Here is a 20,302-nt window from a genome sequence, read left to right on the forward strand (position 1 = left end):
CCGCGGCGCGATATCGCGGGCCAGGCCTCTTGGTCCATCGACCGAACGCGGGTTTCCCACAGTCCGTTTCGATCGACTTCGGATGCGACGGGCGAGGCGGATCGGAACGAATGCAGATGACGGATAAGCCCGGAACGGTAGTTCGGCGAGAGCGCGACGTCGCCGCCGATATCTTGCGCGGGTTGGCGATCGTGCTGGTCGTCTATGGCCATCACGCGCGTGGCGTCATGAAGAATCCCGATGCCTCGGCTATGCTGCGCGTGCTCCAGGCGATCGATTTCGCGATCTACACGACGCACATGCCGGTGTTCTTCCTGGTCGCGGGCTACAACGCGTTCTTCTCGATCCGCAAGGTCGCGGCCGGACACTATCTCCGGTCGCGGGGATGGGCGATCGTCTATCCCTATGTGCTGTGGTCGGCCCTGTTCTGGGCGAGCATGACGGCGGCGCGGCTGATCATCCACGTCAACGGCGATCTCCCTCTCGATGCGCTGCTGCATATCGCGACACACCCGATCGGCATCTTCTGGTTCCTGTACGCGCTGCTGCTCATGCAATTGGCGGCCCTGCTGTTCGCCGGGCGCGCCACTGTCGCCGCCGGTGCCGCCGCCCTCGCATTGCTGGCCTTCACGTTTCTGTCCGACGCGCCGCCGACCGACGTCGTGCCGCAGATGATCGTCCACGCGCCGTATTTCGTGGCGGGCCTATGGCTGGCGCAGCATGGCCGCAAACTGATGCATCCGATCCGTTCGCCGATCGGCATCGCCGTCGCCGCGATCCTGTTCGTTGCGGCCGCGCTGGCGTTGTGGCGGCGTGGTGACGTCGTGGCGGTCAGCCTGTGGACGATCCCGGTGTCGATGCTGGGTCTGTCGCTGATGATGACGCTGGCCTGTGCGCTGGCACCCGCCGGGCGCGCCGGTCGTCATCTGGCCTGGCTCGGGATGGTGTCGCTGCCGATCTACCTGATGCACGTCATTTTCCTGCCGGCGGCGCCGCGGCTTCTCGCGACGCTGCACCTGCGCAGCGTTCCGCTCGATCTGGCGTTCGGCACGGTCGTCGGGCTGTATGTTCCGGTCGCCGTCTTCATGCTGGCCGAGCGGCTCGGCATGGCGGACTGGGCCGCGCTGACCGGCAAGTCGCCGTTCAAGCGACACCGGCCGGCCCCGTCACCGATCAGGTAGCGACCGCGGCGTTGGCATCGGTTTCGGCCGAGCGGCGCGCGCGCCGCTGCCAGGGCTTGCCGCGCAGGAACATGTCCGAAAATGCATAGCCGATCGAGATCGTCGCGAACGACGGACCGTAGCACTGCACCGTGATCGTGTAGATGTTGAGGATGAAGATCATCACCAGCTTCGACCGGATCTTGGTACGGAACGGCGCGATCGCCATGCCCACCATGAAGACCAGCCACGGGACCCCCATCATCAGGTACGTGCTGAGATAGAAATTATCGACCGGTACGGTGTATCCCGCCATATCCGTATAGCCCATCGGATAGGAGAAGCAGCCGAGCCCGCAGCCGACGAACAGGCCGGCAGGAAAGAGATCCGACAGGTAGGTGAAGGGCAGCTGCCAGCTGTTGTTGATTCGGTCCTGGAGACTGAACAGGGACGAACTCATCTCGGACAGGTCGACGCCGCCGAGAACCGCGATCAGTACGAACGGAATCGGGACGCACAGGAACGACCATTTGGCGAGGTTGCGCTCGATGTCGTATTTCTTCAACGACGGCATCAGGATCTCGGTAGCGAGATAATAGAGCGCGAAGCACACCGCGACCAGCATCGCCGACCGGCTGGTGCTGATATGGATCGCCCAATAGATGACCGGCCACAACGCCAGATTGAGCCACTTGGGAATCCGGTGGAACAGCATCAGATACGGAAAGACGACCATGTACGCGGCCATCGTGCTGTCGCCGGCCAGTCCGCCGTACCGCACGACGCCGTCGATCCACCAGACCCGGCCGACTTCCTTGCTGTTGCCGAAATTCTCGAACTCCGCGCCCGTCCACGGATAATCGAAATAGGGCGCGGCGATCAGGCCGACGATCGAGGCGATCATCAGCCCGATCATCATATACCGCACGAACTTGTACTGCGTGATGTCGCTGCCGCAGAGCGCCAGACCTACGTAGAACGGAAAGAACAGCTTGAGCGACGAGATCAGCGCAAACGGCGATTCGGACATGAAGACATAGCCGACCATCGCCGCGGTGATCGTGTTCAGGACCAGCAGAATGGCGAAGGGCGAGCGGTCTCGAAACGCGATATGCCAGGCGAAATAGCCGAAGGCGCCGATCGAGAGCAGGTCGGGGATGAACCACACCGGCGACAGATGCGTCAGCGCGAGCGCCCAGCGCAGCACCGCGGTCAGCGTATCGCGAAACGCGAACATCAGGAACAGACCGGCCAGCAGCTTGTTGGCCAGTTCCTGGTTCATGCTCGTCGACCAGTTCCGCTGGACCGTCGTCCGGGCGGGAAATGCATCGATCGTGGTAGCCATCAGCGAGTTTCCGGTTCTTCAGTGACGATGACGCCGGCGCGGCCGGGCGCGGGCTGGCCGTCGCCCATACCAGTGCTGCCGAAGCGACTCCAGCGGCGGCTGAGAAAGGCGAGCATCGGCTTTTCGATGAAGCGGTGGACGATGACCGCGCCGATCACCGCGCCGACGAACACGAGCGGCAGCAGCAGTTCCGGTGCGCGGTCCAGGATGCCGAGCTTCTGCGCGATCACCTGGGCCAGCTTGATCGCGATCGGATGCGACAGGTACAGCGCGTAGGACGCGTCGCCACCCGCGACCAGCAGACGGGTCAGGCCGGTGGGGGCGACCTGGCGTCCGCCGACCGGCTCCAGCCCGAGGACGGCCGCCGCCATGATCAGCGTGGCGGGGATACCGCCGGTGACGATCCGGCCGATCGTGTCGTAGGCGTCGGTCTGATACCCGATCACCGCGAGCACTAGCGCGAACGGGATCGTCGCGAGCGCGATCGGGCGGGGAATGCGGACGCCCTTCAGGAACAGGTGCGCGAGCCCGATCCCCGCGAGGAACTCACCGGTCAGCGGATAGCCCCAGAAATGCAGCATCCGCCAGTCGGCCGGGGCGAGATGCGCGATGGCCATCAGCCCGAGGATCGCGGCGACGATGATCGCGATGCCGGTGGCGCGGCGGAACGGCAGCGCGACCGCGAACACGGCGTAGAACATCATTTCGTAGTTCAGCGTCCAGCCAAGCGTGAACACCGGAAAACAATAGTCGCCGCACACCGGTCCGGGCAGGAACAGGTACGAGAACACGATGTTCAGCGCGCCCGGTCGCGGCGCGCCGGTCGCGACCAGTACGACCAGCGCAAGCGTGGTGAAAACCCAGTAGAGTGGCGCGACCCGGATCAGACGGCGGCGCAGAAAGTCGGCGGCGGCGCCTGCCTTCCCGAACCGGTCGTGCATCATGTAGTACATCACGAAGCCCGAGATCACGAAGAAGACGTCGACGCCCAGTCCCCAGTCGAGCGGAACGAAGCTCCAGTATCCGGCGCGTGCGCCGAGATGATCGACCAGCGCGTGCTGGCTGTGCCCGCAGAGTACGAGAAAGGCCGCTAGGAAACGCAGGATCTGGAGGCTGTCTATCCGGCCTAGACGCATCGGGAAAACCTTAGGTTGGGAATCTACTCACTGCTGAATGCACTCTGCAACGTCAATTGCGGAAAATTACGGTGCGGTGCAGCACGCCCCGAAACGAGGCAGGTTGGCCGCCCGAACCGATCGTTTTTCGCGGTCCGCCGGTCGCGAGTAGGGTCGGGTGGGATCGGCGTGGGTGGACGTGCGGGACCGAAATCGCCTAGTGGCATGCTGTAGTGCAGTATGACCCGGCAGTCGGCCGGCGATCGGGTTCTGTGCCGATGTCCTAGCGGAGAGACCGCCCTCGTCATGTCTGTCTTACTGACACGATTGATCCGCGGTGGCGCGCCGAACATGGTTCTGCGTGGCTCGACGCTGTTCCTTCGATTCGCGCTGTCCTTTTACATCGTCAGCCAGCTCGGTCTGGCGGCGGCGGGCGTCTATGGCCTGGCGATCGGTGCGATCGGCATCGTCCCCGCGACGGTCGGCTGGGGCCTGAACTATTTCGTGTCGCGCGAAGTGGTCGGGCATACCCCCGCGACCGCCGCGCCGCTGATCCGCGACCGGTTGATCATCACCTTCGCGTCGTTGCTCGCGGGCACGCTGATCGCGGTGCCGGTGCTGGTCTGGCAGACCGGCGGGATCACGCAGACGCAGGTGCTGATCCTGATCCTCCTGTGGCTCGAGACGGTCGCGCTCGACATCTACATGCCGATGATCGGGCTCGAACTTGCGCTGTTCGCCAATGTCCTCGTGTTCGTCCGCTCGGCCTTGTGGATCCCGATCGTCGTCGCGATCGGGTTCGCGCTGCCGACGCTGAAGACGCTCGACATGATCTTTATCGGCTGGATTCTCAGTCATGTGCTCGCGATCGCGATGCTGTTCGTCTATCTGCGTCGCTGGCCGATGAAGGCGAGCCTGCGCGAGGAGAAGAAGCTGAGCGTGCTCGTCACGCGGGCCCGCCGCGCCTGGTACATCTATTTCAGCGACCTCGGCATCGTCGGGCTGGGCTATGCTGATCGCTTCATCCTGAACGCGCTGCTCGGGCTGGTCGCGACGGGTATCTACAGCTTCTATTTCTCGATCACCAATGCGCTCCAGACCCTGATCTCGACCGCCGTCGTGCAGCTCGCGCTGCCGCGGATGGTGCGCGCGTTCCGCGGCGGTGATCCGGTCGAGTGGCAGGCCGAACTGCGCCGCCAGATGATGAAGACGATGACCTTCGCCGCGGTGTTCAGCGTCGGCATCTTCCTCGCGACCGAGATGATCTTCTACTTCGCGCCGGCGGGGCGCTTCCCGGTGTTTCGCGTGCTGCTCGCGATCATGCTGCTAGCGGCGACGATCCGTTCGGGGTCGGACCTGCTCAACGTGTCGATCACCAGCATGGGGCGCGACCGGATGTACGCGGTCAACAACGTCGCAGGCGTGATCGTCGCGATCGCGTTCGGCACCGGGTTCATGTATTTCTTCGGGCTGATCGGGGCGGGGCTGTCGGCCGCGGCCACCGCCAGCACGCTGTTCATCGTCCGTTTGCTCTATCTGCGGCATGTGCTCCGGAAGATGAAGCAGCCCGAGCCTTTCTCCGAAACGGGGGGCGGCTCGGCAACGGAGATGCCCCGCCCATGACCGATACGCCGATGACCGACACGCGCAAGCCCCCTGCCTGGGCTACGTTCGCCGAGCATCTTCGCGGCGATCTGGTGCGCGTCGCCAAGGTCGGCGGGCAGCGGCCGGGCGGTGCGTTCCTAGTCTATGCGTGGCTGTTCCTGCCGGGCTTCCGCTTCATCCTGCAGCACCGGATCCAGCGCCTGCTCGCGTCGCTGCCGGTGGTCGGACGGGTCGTCGCGCGGCTCTATTGGGCGCGGACGTGTCGGCGATCGGGATCCGAGATCGCCGCGATCGCGACGGTCGGCCCGGGCTGTTACATGCCGCACCCCTATGCGATCGTGCTCGGCGACTGCACGCTCGGCCGCAACGTCGCGGTCCTGCAATGCGTCACGATCGGCAAGCGCGGCGACGATGCACCGCGCGGACCGATCATCGGCGACGATGTCGAGATCGGCGCAGGCGCGACGATCCTCGGCCCGATCACGATTGGTCGCGGTGCCAAGATCGGCGCGAACTCGGTGGTGCTGAAGGACGTGCCCGCGGGCGCGGTCGCTGCCGGATCGCCGGCGCGCATCCTCGGCGGCGCGCGATGACGGAGACTGCGGCGTCCGGTCGCCGAGCGCTGCGGGTCTTCTATATCGGTGCCGGCGATCCGGTCGATCCGCGCTCGGGCATGGATGTCGTCGCACGCGCGCACATCGCCGAACTCGCCGCCTCACCCGCGATCGACCTGACCGGCGTCTTCACGACGTTGCCCGCCGATACCCCGGCGCCCGCGTTCGGCGGCGTCGCCGGCTACCGGGCGGATACGAAGACTCCGTCCAAGGCGCGCAAGCTGGCGCATCTGTTGTCGGGTAAGCTGCTGATGAGCATCGGCTTCGTCTCGACTCCGGCGCGACGTGCGATCCGCGCGGGACTGGCGGCGAAACCCGATCTGATCGTGGTCGACCATATCCAGACGCTCGCGAACGTCTCGCTGTGGCGGCTCGTGCTGGGGCGCACGCCCTTCGTCTTCATCGCGCACAACGTTACGCCGGACACGCTGGTCGATGGCGCGCGGCTGCGGAAATCGCGCGCGGCGGCGGCGTTCCTCCGCGTTGAGGCGGTGCAGGCGTGGCTGATCGAGGCGCTGCTGCTGCGGCGTGCGGCGCAGACCGTGTTCATCTCCGACAGCGACGCGCGCCACTATCGCGGGCTGACCGGCGCGAAGGGCGTCGCGCTGTGCCCGGTGATCGAGCGCGCGCCGGTTTCTGCGGTAAAGGCCATCGCGCCGGCATCCAACGACGTCGACCACCGCCGCGTCCTGTTCATCGGCAGTCCCGGCTTCCCGCCCAATCGCGCCGCGATCGACTGGATCACGCGGTCGCTCGCGCCCGCGCTGCTGGCGCTCGACGCCGCCGCGATCGTGACGTTCATCGGCAAGGGCACGCGCGAGCATATCGGCACCCCCGCCGCCAATGTCGAAACATTGGGCTTCGTCGCCGACGACGAGATGGAGCGGTTGCTCGGCGCGTGCCTGTGCATGCTGAGCCCGGTCGTTCACGGCAGCGGGCTGAAGATCAAGATGCTCGAGGCTTTCGCCGCGGGCGCGCCGGTGATGGCGACGCCGCTGTCGCTCCAGGGTTTCGAATTCATGGGCGTGCCCGCGTTGCTCGACCTTGATCAGCCCGAAACCGCCGCCCGCCACATCCTCGGGCTCGCGCAGGACCCTGCAGCGGTCGAGGCGGCGCGGACGCACGTCCGCGAGCGCTGGGCCGCGCACAGCCGGCAGCGTGAGGGCGCCCTGGTCGATACGCTGATCGGAGCACGCGCAGGACGGGCCGGATGATGGCGCCCAAGACGGATAAGGAGCGGGCATCGTGAGCGAGCCGCAGACGCACGCAGAACCGACCGGTCCTTTCGGGACGAAGGTCAGGGTGCTCGATCCCAATTTGTCGATCTATCTCGATCTGCTGCGCCTCGTCGCGGCATTCGAGGTGGTGCTCGGCCATGCCCGGCATTTCGTCATGCCCCGGCTGCCCGGGTTCATTTCGGGCCACACCGGCGAAGCGGTCGCGGTGTTCTTCGTGCTGTCGGGGTTCGTCATCGCCTTCGTCGCCGAGGAGAAGGAGCACAGCCTGCGCGCCTATGCGACCGCGCGTCTGTCGCGGCTCTATTCGGTGTGCCTGATCGCGCTGCTGGCGGGGTTCGTCTGCGACATGATCACGCAGCGATATGGCGTGGTACCGCTCACCGATCACCCGTTCTACGATCCCGCCTACTTCACCAACTTGCCGTTCGCGCTGACCTTCACCAACGAACTCTGGTTCAGCCACCGCGTGTTCGGCAGCAACGAGCCCTATTGGTCGCTCGGTTTCGAAGCCGCCTATTACGTCATCTTCGCCGCGTTCTTCTATCTCGGGCGCGTGCGGGGCGCGGTGATCGGCGTCCTGTTGATGCTCGCGTTCGGACCGAAGGTCGTCGCGTACATGCCGATCTGGCTGTTCGGGCTGCTCGCCTACCGCCATGTTCGCGCCGGCCGCGTGACGATGCCGAAGCGGCTGGCGCTTGCCGCGTTCGTCGCGACGTTGCTCGCCTATTTCGTCGTCAAGCGGACGTTGGAGCATTGGGCGTGGCCGATGTACGACCAAGCCGACCTGGCGCAGTTGGCGAAGAGCTTCGTCTATTTCGCGCTCGTCGGCGGGCTGATCACCGTCAACATCATCGCGTTCCGGCGCGCGACCGAAGGGCGGACGATCTTCCCCGCCGGCATCGCCCGCGCGATCCGCTGGCTGGCCGGGGCAAGCTTCACGTTGTACCTCGTCCACCAGCCGTTCTTCCTCATGCTGGCATCGGTCTTCCCGAAGCTGCGCGCGAGTGCGCTTGGTGGCCCGGTGGCAATCGTCGCCGCAGTGGTCCTGGCGCTACTAATCGCCGAAGTGTCGGAGCGTCGCAAGCGTGTGTTCCAGCGCGCATTCGGCAGGCTGCTCGGCGTCGGGTCGCCGTCCAAAGCCCGGATCGTTTTGTAATAATCTTCGGAGCAAAACAAATATTAGTTAAGATCGAAGAAACTATAGAATAACAGCAATTTTTCATTGCATGCCACCTAGATAGAGCGAGGGTTCAGGGTTTCGCCCGCACTAGGGAACAGATGGTGGCAACGGTACACAACGCAGCATTTTTCGCGGATCCAGCCGAACGTCGCGCCGACACGCGAGTGGCGTTGGCGCGTACCGGTACGTTGCGCTTGCATGACGAGACGACGTCGCGCGAGATCCGGATCGCCGATCTCAACCGCGACGGGTGCCGGATCGAATCGGTACTGCCGTTGCTGCTCGATCAGAGTGTCGTGGTCGGTATTCCCGGCGTAGGCCAGCGCGAGGCGCAGATCACCTGGGCCGGCGCACGCGACTATGGTTGCCAGTTCGACCTGCCGCTCCCCGCCGGCAGCATCACCGCGGCGATGACCGACAATGTTTATGGTCTGAACACCATCACCGGCGCGATCCGTGCGCCCGCCACGTTCAAATGGCAGCCGCGCGGGCGGTTGCTGCTGCTCGGCGTGATCAGCCTGGCAGGATGGACCGCGATCACTTTGGTGGTCGAGCGTCTGCTGGGCTGACAGTCCGCTAGCTTCGGAGATTTGCGCTGGCCGCCCCCTCCACGCGCAGGAGGGAGGCGGCCAGCTTTTTTTTTTGTGCGTCTACAACATGCGGTAGCGTATTCCCGCACCGCTGCCCGACAGCGACACCACGACAGGCCGCGACCCGACCGGGATCGTCGTGTCGCGCGGGCCGGCGGGCGAACAGATCGGCCGGTAGGGCGTCGGCGCGTCGCCGATTTGCAGCTCGGCCTTCTGAGCGGCACGATCCGTCCACGCGATCAGCGTGCGCGACTGCCCGTCGCTCATCCTCGCCACGGTCAGACCGGGCTGCGGCCGATCGATCCGCCAGCTTTTCGCGCGGCCGATCAAGCGGCTGACATCGCGCATCATGCAGGCGGCGGGCTTGGGTTTGTAATCGTAGGTGAACAGCCCAAAATTGGCCTCGTTGTCAGCGGGGTCCTGGGCCTGGTCCTTCAACTGATAGATCCAGACGCCGCGCATCCACGGCGTCGCCGCGGACCACAGCAGGAACTGGGCGATGTTATTGCCCGAATCGTTGCGCGCTATATCGCATGGCCCGCCCTGCGTGGTCGGCCAGCCGATCTCGGTGACGTAGATCGGCATCGCCCGACCGCCGCGAATCCGCATTTTCGTGGCGAGCGCCTGCATCCGCGTGATCGCTTCGGCGGCAGTCCGGTTATCGGGGCGTTCGCAGTGGTTATAATAATGTACCGACAGGCCGTCGGCGCCCTTCAGCCCGCCGCCGCCGGCTACCGCGTGCACCCACTGCCACCCGTCATCCGTCCCCGCCGCACCCGCCAGGACGGTGGCGTTCGGCTGGCTCGCGCGAATCGCGGCGGTCGCCTTGGCCGCCAGTCGGGCATAGGCGTCGCCGCCGCGCGGATCGCCGGGCGCGGCGCGTCCGATCAGCTTGCCCATCGCTGGCGCGGCGTTGAGGTTCCACTCGTTCCAGATCTCGTAGATCGGGCGTCGCCCCGCGGTCTGGCGCGCGGCCTCGCCGGCAAAGTTCGCAAACGCCGCACGACCCGCATCGGTAACCGGCACGCCGTCGCCGCCGATCGCCGGATTGGGATGATCGAGGATGAACAGCGGCCGCGCCTTGGTCGCGGCCAGGAACGCCGCCAGGCGAGGCCGCATGCTGCCCGGCGCGTTCATGCCCGCACCCTTGAAGCCGGGCCAGGTCAGATCGTCGCGGAACGACGAGGCACCGACCGTGTCGATCGCTTGCGCGGTCCGGGCGGGATCATAGCCATATTCGCCGCCGATCCCGAAATGCACGCCGACGCCGATGATCAACGGCGCGGCGCGTGGCGTCAGCGGTCCATCGGGCAGCGGCCGCAACGGGCCGGGCGACGACGACGGCATCGGCGCCATCGAGGCGAGCGCGACGGCACCCCCGACCAGGCCGGCCAGCGCCAGCCCGGCACGGGCCACGATCTTCCCGGCCGTCAGGCGGGATTTCGGGGATCGAATAGATGGCATTGGCTTCTCCTCAACCCCCGGAATCGCGCCCTACCGCCCCCGCGGCGCGGGCTCAATAGGCGTTGCTGTGGACGAGAACGGTCATCGTCCGGAACAGGATCTTGACGTCGCGCATCAGGCTCCAGTCATGGAGATATTCGAGATCGGCCTGCAGCCGGTTCTTGAGATCGACGTCGCGATGGGTCGCGCCGCGAAAACCACGAACCTGTGCGAGGCCGGTGATTCCCGGCTTCAGCGCGTGGCGATGCCAATATTCGCGGTCGACTTCCCAGAACAGCTGGTTGCCCGCGAGCGAGCCGAGCGCGTGCGGGCGCGGCCCGACCAGGCTCATGTCGCCGAGCAGGACGTTCAGGAACTGCGGAATCTCGTCGAGGCTGGTCTTGCGGATGAACGCGCCGACGCGGGTGATGCGCTTGTCGTCGCGCTGCGTCGACGTTGCGCCCTTCGCATCGAGGCTTTCGACGCGCATCGAGCGGAACTTCAGGATGTTGAAGATGCGGTTGCCGCGCCCGATCCGCTCCTGCCGGAACAGCACGGGGCCGGGCGAATCGAGCTTCACCGCGAGCGCGATCAGCACGAGTGCCGGAGAAATCGCGATCAGCACGATCAGCGTCACGATGATGTCGAGCGCGCGCTTCTTGGCCATGTCGGTATAGCTCAGCGGCCCGCGTGCGACGAGCAGCGTCTGGCGGCCCTTGAAGTTCTGCAGGCCCAGCACGCCCAGCTTGCCGAAACCGGCCGACAGGATCTCGCCATCGACATTGGCGCCGCGCAGGAGCAGCGACCAGTCGAGCTGGCGATCGACCGGGCAGTGCACCACGACCCGCTCGTACTTGCTGACCATCTGGCCGAATCGATTGAGCATGTGCGGATTGCCCATGTCGGGCTCGATTCCGGCCTCGCCGGCGAAGATCGTGTCGCAGAGCTTCGGCTCGTGCCATTGCGCGCGCGGCACGTCGTCAACGATCAGCAGTTCGGCGACCAGCTTCGGCGCGACCGTGCGGCGGACGACGATGACGATGATCATCCGGAACGTCGCCATCAGGATCGTCGTGCCGCCGAAACCGATCGCGAATGCGACGCGGGAGATGTCGTTGCCCGCCTGAACGAAGAAGATCAGCGTCAGCAGCGCGAACCCGGTGATCGCCAGCGGCACGATCGCGCGCATCATCGATTCGGTGCCGCTGGTGATCGCGGGCCGGGAATATGCCTTGTTGTTGAAGGCGATAAGGAAATAGATCGGCAGGACCGGATAGGCGAGATCGATCCCACTCAGCGACAGCCAATTGTCGCCGCGGACGAAGCTGCCGATCGCGAATCCGATCGCGATCGCGAACAGGTCGGTCGCGATCAACAGGCAATATAGCCGCAGGCGCAGGTTCCGTCGGTGGAGGGCGCCGGCCAACGAAACTTCGCCGAGATGGTCCATGGCTACTTCCATCGCGTGACTTTATCCTTAGAAAATCGGCCCCTGGCCACCCGACCGGTTTTCGCTGCGCTGCAACAGTGATAGCGGGTGGGCCATCGTGGAGCAATCACGGCGATATAACCTTACGATGCAGGATCTAACCTGAACGAAACACTCGAATCAGTTTAGATGGCCACCCATGGCGGCGCATAGCAGCCTTGCAACAATATGGCGTCACACCGTGCCTATCCCCGGATAGAATTGGAAAATAGAGACAATGATCGCAGTTAATGGTCGTTTTCTGGGACGTTCGGTCACCGGTGTCGAACGGTTCGCGCGTATGTTGCTGGGGCAGGTTCACGACCGCATCGTGGCGGGCGCCGAGCCGCCTCGCTGGACGCTGTTGCTGCCACCCGGCGTTGCTGCACCGCCAGAATGGCCGCGGTTTTCGGCGCGCACCGTCGGTCGCGGCGGTGGTCACGCCTGGGAGCAGATCCATCTGCCGCGAGCGGCGCACGGGTCGACGCTTCTCAACCTGTGCAATTCCGGCCCGGTCGCGCCGCGCCGGTCGCTGACCGTGATCCACGACGCGCTGGTCTATGATCTGCCGGAGAATTTCTCGCGACCGTATCGGACGATGCACCGGACGCTCGGGCATCTCATCGCGCGTCGCTCACAGATCGCGACCGTGTCGGGCTTTTCGCGCGATCGTCTGGCCGCTGTGCTCAAGCTCGACGCCGCCAAAATTCCGGTGATCCCCAACGCGGCGGACCATGTCGATGCGATCGTCCCCGATACCGACATCGTCGCGCAACTGGGCCTGATTCCAGGGCGATTCCTGCTGTTCGTCGGATCGTTCGCGCCGAACAAGAACCTGCCGCGCGCGCTCGAGGCGTTCGCGCGGGTCGCGCGGCCCGACGATCGGCTCGTGCTGGTCGGCGCGGCGGTCAAGTCGTTCGCGCAGAACGGCATCGACGACGTGCCGCCGGGCGTGATCCTGCCGGGCCGGATCAGCGACGAGGCGTTGATGGGGCTGTATCGCGCCGCCCGCGCGCTGGTGTTTCCCAGCCTGTACGAAGGCTTCGGCATCCCACCGCTCGAAATGATGCAGTTCGGCCGTCCGGTGCTGGCGGGCGATATCCCCCCGGTGCGCGAGGTGTGCGGCGATGCGGCGCTGTACGTCGATCCGACCTCGATCGACGCGATCGCTGCGGGGCTTGAGCGGATCCTGCGCGACGACATTTTGGTCGACGATCTGGCGGCACGCACCGCGGCGCGCGCCGACGCCTATAGCTGGTCGGCGAGCACCGACGATTTGATCGCCGCGCTCGCTGCGATCTGAATAGCGAGCGAAAAAAAAACGCGGATCAGACTGGGCGGTCGGCGTCGCTGGTGTAGAGCGCGATATAGCGGCCCGCGACCGCGGCTTCGGAAAATTGCTCGAGCAATGCCGGATCGGCGGTGCGGCGCGCGCGCCAGGTCGCTGGGTCGTCGAGCGCAAGGCGGATTTGCGAGGCGAGCGCCTCGGGATCGTCCTTGGCGTACATCGCCGAGAGCGGCGCCATATGGCCGATCTCGGGCGTGCCGCCGGCGTCCGAATACAAGGTCGGCGTGCCGCGCGCGAGGCTTTCGATCATGGTACGCGGCAGCGGTTCAGGCCAGGTCGAGCCGATGATCAGGACGTCGATGCTGTCGTAGAACGCATCGGCCTCGACGAACCCCATCCAGTCGATCCGTGGATCCGGATGGCGCGCCTTCAGTCCGTCGATATAGTCGGTCTGGCCGCCGCCGGCGATGCGCAGTCGCCAGTCGCCTTCGACGCTGGTGATCGCCGCGAGCACCACTTCGATGCCCTTTTCCGGTTCGACCCGGCCGATCACGCCGAACACCAGGCCGGCCGCGTCCTCGCGCCCCGGTCGTTCCGCGCTGGACACCACCGCGTTCACATCGGCGATGTTGAAGATCACGCGGCTCGGCGTATCGTCGAAGAAGCCGTGACGCTCGTGCGTATCGATCACGTACTGACTGTTCGAGGCGACCGCATCGACGAGCGGCGTATTGCGCTTCTTGCGGTCGGTCAGCAGGCGGCAATCGGCGCAGCGCTCGACGCAATCCTTGCGGTCGCGGTATAGCGCTGCACGCGCGCACATAAGGCTGTAGTCGCGCAGCGTGTGGACGATCCGGATGTCGTTGGCGCGCGCCCAGTGCCAGATCTCGGTCGAGAACCCCTGCAGATTGTTGGTGTGCAGCACGTCGGGCTTGATTCGCTTGGCGAGCGCGATCAGGTCGCGGGTTGCCCGCCGATTTTTCCGGTCGCGCAGGTGCCACATCAGGCGCACGGGCTTCGACGGCCGATGACCGGGGCGGAACGGCCAATAGATGTTCCGCAGCGGCAGGCGGTGCACCGTGACGGGGCCGTCGCGTTCCTCGATGACCGTATCGCCGTCGTGCAGCGAGGCGACGTGAACGTCGTGACCGCGCGCGCCGACCGCCCGGCCGAGCAGCGCGACCGACCGCTCGGCGCCACCGACGAGGGAGGGGGGATACAACGTGTTCACGATCAGAATGCGCATGCTACCCTATCAATTCGTCTTTTGCGTATCAGCCGCGACCCAAATACCGCGGAGGAGGCGCACCATGGAATTCAAGGCGGCGTAGTTCTTAGGCGACATCCACCCGTTCTGGTCGATCGTTACTATCGTCGCGATCAAATCCAGTGCGGATACTACGCCATCGAACGTTCATCTCGCGTCTGCGATATCGTGACCTCAGCATCTTTCGCAACCGTGAACTTGTGAAGGCAAGGGCAGGCACGTGGCCTCGACAGACGATATTTTTACAAAAAACGATACGAGTTCACCGTTATGGCTTTGCGTGACGTCACAATTGCCGCAATGCACAAAAAATTTCTTTATACCATTTTCACCACGCCAAATGGCAGTCTCCAGCAGAGGTAGTGTCCGCCCATGACCAATACGGAATCAGGCGAAGCCGCCGGTTTCCGCGCGGCGGTTCGGCGTGATCTCGCGTTGTTCGCCCATCACGAATCGACCATCGTAACCGCGGGCTTCGCCTTGCGGATGATCCTGGTGACGCAAGGGTTCCAGTTCGTGCTGGCGCGGCGGATCCAGGATCTGTTGGCGCGCATTCCCGTGATTGGTCGTCCGATGCGGCGTATCTGGTGGTGGGCGACGTGCCGCTCGTTCGGTTCGGAGATCGCGATCGGCTGTACAGTTTCGCCGGGACTGTACATTCCTCATCCGTACGGGATCGTCGTGGGCGTCTGCACCTTGGGCGAAAACGTCGCGATCCTGCAGAACGTGACGATCGGCTCGCGCCATTCGCACAGCCCTGGTCATGCACGGATCGGCCGAAACGCCTATCTGTCGGCAGGGGCGGCAATTATAGGCGCGATCTCAATCGGGGAGGGAGCCATGATCGGCGCCAATGCCGTAGTGTTGCGTGACGTGCCGAACGGTGCGGTCGCGGTTGGCGTGCCGGCCCGGATCGTCGCCGCGTCATGATGCTGCGCGAACTTTCGTCCTATAGCCATTGGAGCGGCACGCGATGCGCATCCTAAGCATTTCCGCCTATTACCCGCCTTATGTGATCGGTGGCGCGGAACTGTGCGCGCACAGTCTGACCTACTGGTTCGCGGCCAATGGCCATGAGGCGGCGGTGTTGACCGCGGCGCCGATGGCCGAGCATGAGAGCTGGGCGACGCCGCAGGACGGCTACACGCTGTACCGGGTCGGCACGCCGCATATCTATCCGGTGTTCAAGACCAGCCAGGCGCCAAGCTGGAAGAAGCCGATCTGGCATGCGCAGGATCATTACGACCCGCGCAACGAGGCTATGTTCGAGCAGGTCATCGCCGATTTCAAACCCGATTTCATCCATATCCACTGGATATCGGGGCTGGGCTATAACGGGTTGAAGGCGATCGGCCGTCACGACATCCCGACCGCGATCACGTTGCACGACCTCGCCTATACCTGCCTGCGGACGACGATGTTCCGCGGCAGCGACGAATGCGTCGGCCAGTGCACCAGCTGCCGCGTGAGTTCGAAGGTCAAGATGGGGTTCCTGCGGGAGATCCCGCGGCTCGGCTTCATCTCGCCGTCGCAGTCCAACCTCGACACGGTGTCGTCGTTCCTGCCGATCGAGGACTATCCGCGCTTCCACATCCTCAACCCCAACCGCTATCCCACCCCGCGCACCACGCACGTGCCGTCGGATACGGTGCGACTGGTGTTCGTCGGACGGCTGGAAAAGACCAAGGGGATCAATTTCCTCCTCGAACTGCTCGATCCGCTCGCCGCGCAGTATAAGTTCCATCTCACCGTGCTCGGCAAGGGGCCGGAGGATCAGGCGTTGCGGGCGGCGTATGGGGATCGCCCGTGGCTGACGATGCAGGGCCATGTGCCGCAGCAGAACGTCTCCGATCTGATGGCCGAAAGCGATATGCTGATCGTTCCGTCGCTATGGGCCGAAAATTCGCCGGGCGTCGTGTTCCAGGCGCTGGTCAACGCGGTGCCGGTGATGGGCAGCGACAAGGGCGGGCTGCCCGAACTGATCGAGCCCGGTGTCAACGGCATGCTGGTACCGCCCGGCGACACCGAGCGCTGGCGCGCGGCGATCGTCGACGTGTTGGAGAATCCCGAGCAATTGCTGGTCCTGCGCGAGCAGGCCGCCAAGCAGACCGACCGGTACGACTATGACGTGCTCGCCAAACAGATGCTCGACGCGTTCGACCAGATCGCGGCCGGCAGCGGAAACCGCTGACCGGCGCGGGGTTCGCGATTTGTCCGGCAGCCTAGAGCAGGCGGGCGTTGACCCCAAGTCGGCTGGCGTTGGGCATGTCGATCACCACCGGCATCTCGCCGATGGTGAGGGTGCGGTCGGAGGTGGCGGCAGCGGTGGCCTGGCAGAGGGTGCGGGTGGTGTAGGCGGCGGTGCCGCCGACCGTGATCCGCCCCTGTCGGCCGGCTACCGCGCTCCAGGCGACGATCGCCAGGCCGCGCGAGGTCGTGACGCGGATCACCGTCAAGCCGTTGTCGACGCTCTGCACCGCCATCGCCTTCGCATCGGCGATCACCGCGCTGGCATCGGCGAACGCGCACTGCGCCGACTTCGCCGCGTAATTGGCGTCGTACAGACCGAAATTATGCTGGATATTGGTCGGATCGACGCCCGAATCCTTGGTCTCGTAATACCAGGACCCCGCCACCCAGGGCAGCGCGGCGGTGTGCAGCAGGAACTGCGGCACGTTGGTCGCGATCCGCGCAGCGCTCACCGCACAGACGTTGGTACCCGCCGGCCAGCCCCATTCGGTGACATACAAGGGCAGGTCGCGCCCGCCATTGGCGCCGGCGACCTTCGAGTGCAGCAACGTCAGCCGGCCGAGCGCCTCGGACGCGGTGCGATTGGCGGTACTGGCGCAGTGATTGTAGATGTGCGCGGAGACGCCGTCGGCCTGCGCAGCCGCCCCGCGGGCAAGGACGTCGAGCGTCCATTGCCATTCGGGATCGTCGCCCGCCGCGCCCACCAAGACCTTCGCACTCGGTGCGACCTGCTTGATCGCGCTGGTCGCGCGCGCGGCGAGCGGCGCGTAGTAGAGCGACGCGCGATAGTCCGACGCGTCGCCCGGACCGACCATCACCGGCTTGTCGCGGACGACGTTGCGGTTCCATTCGTTCCAGATCTCGTAGATCGCATCGCGGCCCCCGGTCGCGGCCACCGCGCGCTGTGCATAGGCAGCGAACGCGGTCTGTCCGGCATCGGCGACCGGCGGCGACGCGCCCGGGATGAACGCATTGCCGTTGTTGAGGATATACAAAGGGCGTGCGGTGGTCTTGCCGAGGAAGGTGACGAGCGGCTGCGGCAGATGCGCGCCGGTGACGTCCCAATCGGGTGCCAGCGCGTTCCAGTAGAGATCCTCGCGGAACGCCCGGATGCCGCTATCGGTAAACCGCTGCGCAACGCTGTCGGGATCGTAACCGGCGAGCGCCGCATAGGAGAAGTGCGTGGCCGCGCCGACGATATAGGGCGACGCGCGCACCGGCAGGTCCGATGCGGCGAATATGATCGCGGTGGCGCCGGCTTCGGTGGGCAGCGCACTGGCGTCGGCGGCGGTCGGCGTGGCGGCAGGCGCGGGCGTCGGCGACGGCACTGCAGCAGGAACCGTCGTAACCGCCTCGGTCGAGGCGGAACTGCCGTCGCCGCCGCCGCAGGATGCGAGCAAAATGCTGAATAGTGGCAAAAAACGGCGAACCATGACGAACCCTCGATGAGGACTCATGCTTAATTCGCAGGGTTTTACATGCGGTTAATGGAGGGGACATATAGGAACACTTATGCGGCAGCGCAGCGTGATCGAAGGTGAGTTCGTCTTTTACATCGGTTAGGAGCGTCTTGACGCCGTGGATACGAGAAGGCACGCAGACTCTATGTTCGGTTGTTATTCCTCACCGGTTCGTCGCTCGATGTTGCATTGCAGCACGAATCGCGCGCGAGTCTTCAGCGTTCTTGCCCAGGCAATGGGGGCCGCTGCCTTCGTCGTCCCGCAGGTCGCCGTCGCGCAGTCCGAGCAGCTGGGGAATCCGTTGCTGCCGATCCCGCTGATCGGCGTAACGACGATCGATCAGCCGGGTCTGAGCGTGACGCCGTCGGGGGAGGTCGCCTATGACGACAACATCTTCCGAACCAACGAAGCCCGCGCGGCGCCGGTCGACGACATCATCGTCACGCCTGCCGTGCGCGCGACCTATCAACGGCAGGTCGGGCATAACGATCTGCGCGTCGACGGCGATTTCGCCTATAGTTTCTATACCCGGAACACCGATCGCAGCCGCGCGCGCGCGGATATAGAGGGGACCGGTACGATCCGTGTCGCCGGCATTTGCCAGATTCAGCCCGATCTGCGATTCGCGCGGCAACAGGCCGATTATGGCGACATCAACGGCCCGGTCGACAACTTCCAGACGTTCTCGACGCTGGCGGTCAAGGCCAGCTGCCCTCGCGCCGTAGGGTTCTTCCCGCTGGCCGAGGTGTCTCGGCGGACCACGCGTAACACGACGCAGTTCGATTTCGCGGATCAGACGCTGGTCTCCGCGGCGGGCGGAATCGGCTATGCGCGTCCCAGCCTGGGACAGGTGGCACTGTTTTATCGCTATTCGCGCGCAGATCGTCCGACGATCGGCGTCGTCAATCGCATCGACGAGGCGGGCGTGACGTTCAATCGCGCGGTCGTGAGCCGGGTCGAGCTGAACGTCGATCTGCATTACCTCCAGGCGCGAAGCGAGGGGGCCAACGTGCGGCCCTATCATGGCCCCGGGTGGGACGTGGACCTCGTGTTCCGGCCTATTCCGCGGATCATGTTCAAGGGCGAGGCGGGTCGTCGCATCGTCAACGATTCGCTGGTGCCGTCCGGGTTCACCGTCCAGTCCGATTACGCGCTGAACACCGAATGGCGGTTTGCCGAGCGCACCACGCTGCGCGGCGGCGCGATTCTGGGGCGGAGACAGTTCCGTGGCGATCCGCTTGTGATCGCGTCGCCTTTTTCCAGCGATCGTTTTTCCAGCCTGACTTTGGGGCTGACCCGTGCGATGGGCGAGCGCCTCAATCTGACGTTGGATGGCCAGCGCACGTCGCGGCGTACCAATACGGGGTTAAACGATTATGATGCCAACCGCGCCGCGGCCGGCGTATCGTACAGGTTCTGACACAATGACGAGGCACATCATGACAGTTAGCTGGCACTTCGTACGCCTGGCTGGCGCAGTGGCGTTGTCCGCGGTGCCGCTCGCGCAGGCGCAGGCGCAGGTCGCCAATGCACCCGTTGGTCAGACGGGCGTTGGTCAGGGACCCGTCACGCCGGCAAGCTCGTACGTGCTCGGGCCCAACGACGAGATTTCGGTCACCGTGTTCGGACAGGATTCGATGTCGTCGAAGACGCGGATCCGCGCCGACGGCACGATCACCGCGCCGTTCCTCGGCGTGGTCCAGGCGGCGGGCAAGACGACCGCGCAGCTCGGCACCGAATTGTCGCAGGCGTATGTCCGTGGCGGCTATCTGAGCAAGCCCTCGATCAACGTCGAGATCACCGCCTATGCCAGCAAGACCGCGACCGTGCTGGGTGCCGTACCCAATTCGGGTCTCTACCCGATCGATCGTCCCTATACCGTGTCGGCGATGGTCGCGCGCGCGGGCGGGCCGCGGATCGACGGCGCCAATGCCGTGATCCTGACCCCGGTCGGTGGCCAGCCGGTCCGCATCTCGCTCGCCGATCTGGCAGGCGGCGCGTCGCGCATGGTCCAGCCGGGCGACACGCTGTTCGTGCCGACCGCCGAATCGGTCTATGTCTACGGCGAAGTCAACAAGGGCGGCGCCTATCCGATCCAGCCCGGCATGACCTTCCGCCAGGCGCTGGCGCTCGCCGGTGGGCCGACGCTGGCCGGTTCGGTCAAGCGGATCGAAGTGCGGCGCGGCGGTCAGAAGATCGACAAGCCCGATCTCGACATGGTGGTTCAGCCCGAAGACGTGCTGGTCATCAAGGAAAAGTGGTTCTGATCGTGATGATCC

The 20,302-nt window shown here is 65.2% G+C and carries 17 protein-coding genes; 11 read left to right on the forward strand and 6 right to left on the reverse strand.

The window, feature by feature from the left end; all coding sequences use genetic code 11:
* The first annotated feature begins 116 nt into the window (after nt 1–116).
* A complete protein-coding gene (locus tag ASG20_RS14275; RefSeq protein WP_168371636.1) occupies nt 117–1,181 on the forward strand; it encodes an acyltransferase family protein in 1,065 nt (354 codons plus the stop codon).
* On the opposite strand, the gene ASG20_RS14280 is transcribed toward ASG20_RS14275, so the two are convergent.
* Together ASG20_RS14280 and ASG20_RS14285 are read right to left on the reverse strand one after the other, a co-directional pair.
* Nucleotides 1,174–2,505 carry a hypothetical protein gene (locus ASG20_RS14280; RefSeq protein WP_056054049.1) on the reverse strand — a complete coding sequence of 444 codons (1,332 nt, stop codon included), beginning with the start codon at nt 2,503–2,505 and terminating at the stop codon, nt 1,174–1,176. The two genes, ASG20_RS14275 and ASG20_RS14280, sit on opposite strands and share 8 nt — an antisense overlap.
* Nucleotides 2,505–3,641, reverse strand: coding sequence for an acyltransferase family protein (locus ASG20_RS14285; RefSeq protein ID WP_056054050.1), 1,137 nt, complete (start codon nt 3,639–3,641; stop codon nt 2,505–2,507). The genes ASG20_RS14280 and ASG20_RS14285 overlap by 1 nt, the downstream gene beginning before the upstream one ends.
* Before the next feature lie 285 nt (nt 3,642–3,926).
* On the opposite strand from ASG20_RS14285, the gene ASG20_RS14290 reads away from it, so the two are divergent.
* From ASG20_RS14290 to ASG20_RS14310, 5 genes are all read left to right on the forward strand, one after another.
* Nucleotides 3,927–5,243, forward strand: coding sequence for a lipopolysaccharide biosynthesis protein (locus ASG20_RS14290; RefSeq protein WP_156364348.1), 1,317 nt, complete (start codon nt 3,927–3,929; stop codon nt 5,241–5,243).
* Entirely contained in the window at nt 5,240–5,818 is a 579-nt protein-coding gene (locus ASG20_RS19800; protein ID WP_056054056.1) for a serine O-acetyltransferase, read from the forward strand. Before ASG20_RS14290 ends, ASG20_RS19800 begins: the two co-directional genes overlap by 4 nt.
* A complete protein-coding gene (locus ASG20_RS14300; protein ID WP_056054058.1) occupies nt 5,815–7,053 on the forward strand; it encodes a glycosyltransferase in 1,239 nt (412 codons plus the stop codon). Before ASG20_RS19800 ends, ASG20_RS14300 begins: the two co-directional genes overlap by 4 nt.
* A 31-nt stretch (nt 7,054–7,084) precedes the next feature.
* A complete protein-coding gene (locus ASG20_RS14305) occupies nt 7,085–8,233 on the forward strand; it encodes an acyltransferase family protein (RefSeq protein WP_056054062.1) in 1,149 nt (382 codons plus the stop codon).
* A 125-nt stretch (nt 8,234–8,358) separates the two neighbouring features.
* Nucleotides 8,359–8,826, forward strand: coding sequence for a PilZ domain-containing protein (locus tag ASG20_RS14310; protein WP_168371637.1), 468 nt, complete (start codon nt 8,359–8,361; stop codon nt 8,824–8,826).
* Nucleotides 8,827–8,907: 81 nt separating this feature from the next.
* Here the strand turns inward: ASG20_RS14310 and ASG20_RS14315 are convergent, their stop codons facing one another.
* Together ASG20_RS14315 and ASG20_RS14320 are read right to left on the reverse strand one after the other, a co-directional pair.
* Nucleotides 8,908–10,311 carry a cellulase family glycosylhydrolase gene (locus tag ASG20_RS14315; protein ID WP_156364350.1) on the reverse strand — a complete coding sequence of 468 codons (1,404 nt, stop codon included), beginning with the start codon at nt 10,309–10,311 and terminating at the stop codon, nt 8,908–8,910.
* Between the two features lie 52 nt (nt 10,312–10,363).
* The gene (locus tag ASG20_RS14320; RefSeq protein ID WP_056054069.1) at nt 10,364–11,752 is read right to left on the reverse strand and encodes an exopolysaccharide biosynthesis polyprenyl glycosylphosphotransferase; all 1,389 of its coding nucleotides are present in this window, start codon (nt 11,750–11,752) and stop codon (nt 10,364–10,366) included.
* Nucleotides 11,753–11,996: 244 nt separating this feature from the next.
* On the opposite strand from ASG20_RS14320, the gene ASG20_RS14325 reads away from it, so the two are divergent.
* Entirely contained in the window at nt 11,997–13,061 is a 1,065-nt protein-coding gene (locus tag ASG20_RS14325) for a glycosyltransferase family 4 protein (RefSeq protein WP_056054071.1), read from the forward strand.
* A gap of 25 nt (nt 13,062–13,086) precedes the next feature.
* On the opposite strand, the gene ASG20_RS14330 is transcribed toward ASG20_RS14325, so the two are convergent.
* On the reverse strand, nt 13,087–14,292 hold the full coding sequence (locus ASG20_RS14330; RefSeq protein ID WP_056054074.1) for a glycosyltransferase family 4 protein: 1,206 nt from the start codon (nt 14,290–14,292) through the stop codon (nt 13,087–13,089).
* Between the two features lie 393 nt (nt 14,293–14,685).
* On the opposite strand from ASG20_RS14330, the gene ASG20_RS14335 reads away from it, so the two are divergent.
* Nucleotides 14,686–15,243 (forward strand): serine acetyltransferase, encoded by a 558-nt coding sequence (locus ASG20_RS14335; protein ID WP_056054077.1) that lies wholly within the window; start codon nt 14,686–14,688, stop codon nt 15,241–15,243.
* 43 nt (nt 15,244–15,286) lie between these two features.
* A complete protein-coding gene (locus ASG20_RS14340) occupies nt 15,287–16,504 on the forward strand; it encodes a glycosyltransferase family 4 protein (RefSeq protein WP_056054080.1) in 1,218 nt (405 codons plus the stop codon).
* Between the two features lie 31 nt (nt 16,505–16,535).
* On the opposite strand, the gene ASG20_RS14345 is transcribed toward ASG20_RS14340, so the two are convergent.
* Nucleotides 16,536–17,996, reverse strand: coding sequence for a hypothetical protein (locus ASG20_RS14345; protein ID WP_056054083.1), 1,461 nt, complete (start codon nt 17,994–17,996; stop codon nt 16,536–16,538).
* 262 nt (nt 17,997–18,258) lie between these two features.
* Between ASG20_RS14345 and ASG20_RS14350 the strand changes: the two genes are divergently transcribed.
* The gene (locus ASG20_RS14350) at nt 18,259–19,443 is read left to right on the forward strand and encodes an outer membrane beta-barrel protein (RefSeq protein ID WP_056054085.1); all 1,185 of its coding nucleotides are present in this window, start codon (nt 18,259–18,261) and stop codon (nt 19,441–19,443) included.
* A gap of 19 nt (nt 19,444–19,462) precedes the next feature.
* Nucleotides 19,463–20,290, forward strand: a complete 828-nt coding sequence (locus ASG20_RS14355; protein WP_056054088.1) for a polysaccharide biosynthesis/export family protein — start codon at nt 19,463–19,465, stop codon at nt 20,288–20,290.
* Nucleotides 20,291–20,302 lie beyond the last annotated feature (12 nt).

The organism is Sphingomonas sp. Leaf198 (genome assembly GCF_001424005.1).
Taxonomy (GTDB): domain Bacteria; phylum Pseudomonadota; class Alphaproteobacteria; order Sphingomonadales; family Sphingomonadaceae; genus Sphingomonas.

Bases quoted from the DNA above. Each gene is read 5' to 3' on its own strand.
- ASG20_RS14325 (WP_056054071.1), top strand. From the start codon at position 11,997: ATGATCGCAGTTAATGGTCGTTTTCTGGGACGTTCGGTCACCGGTGTC.
- ASG20_RS14335 (WP_056054077.1), top strand. From the start codon at position 14,686: ATGACCAATACGGAATCAGGCGAAGCCGCCGGTTTCCGCGCGGCGGTT.
- ASG20_RS14345 (WP_056054083.1), bottom strand. From the start codon at position 17,996: ATGGTTCGCCGTTTTTTGCCACTATTCAGCATTTTGCTCGCATCCTGC.
- ASG20_RS14340 (WP_056054080.1), top strand. From the start codon at position 15,287: ATGCGCATCCTAAGCATTTCCGCCTATTACCCGCCTTATGTGATCGGT.
- ASG20_RS14280 (WP_056054049.1), bottom strand. From the start codon at position 2,505: ATGGCTACCACGATCGATGCATTTCCCGCCCGGACGACGGTCCAGCGG.
- ASG20_RS14350 (WP_056054085.1), top strand. From the start codon at position 18,259: ATGGGGGCCGCTGCCTTCGTCGTCCCGCAGGTCGCCGTCGCGCAGTCC.
- ASG20_RS14315 (WP_156364350.1), bottom strand. From the start codon at position 10,311: ATGCCATCTATTCGATCCCCGAAATCCCGCCTGACGGCCGGGAAGATC.
- ASG20_RS14355 (WP_056054088.1), top strand. From the start codon at position 19,463: ATGACAGTTAGCTGGCACTTCGTACGCCTGGCTGGCGCAGTGGCGTTG.
- ASG20_RS14300 (WP_056054058.1), top strand. From the start codon at position 5,815: ATGACGGAGACTGCGGCGTCCGGTCGCCGAGCGCTGCGGGTCTTCTAT.
- ASG20_RS14330 (WP_056054074.1), bottom strand. From the start codon at position 14,292: ATGCGCATTCTGATCGTGAACACGTTGTATCCCCCCTCCCTCGTCGGT.
- ASG20_RS14275 (WP_168371636.1), top strand. From the start codon at position 117: ATGACGGATAAGCCCGGAACGGTAGTTCGGCGAGAGCGCGACGTCGCC.
- ASG20_RS14290 (WP_156364348.1), top strand. From the start codon at position 3,927: ATGTCTGTCTTACTGACACGATTGATCCGCGGTGGCGCGCCGAACATG.
- ASG20_RS14285 (WP_056054050.1), bottom strand. From the start codon at position 3,641: ATGCGTCTAGGCCGGATAGACAGCCTCCAGATCCTGCGTTTCCTAGCG.
- ASG20_RS19800 (WP_056054056.1), top strand. From the start codon at position 5,240: ATGACCGATACGCCGATGACCGACACGCGCAAGCCCCCTGCCTGGGCT.
- ASG20_RS14320 (WP_056054069.1), bottom strand. From the start codon at position 11,752: ATGGAAGTAGCCATGGACCATCTCGGCGAAGTTTCGTTGGCCGGCGCC.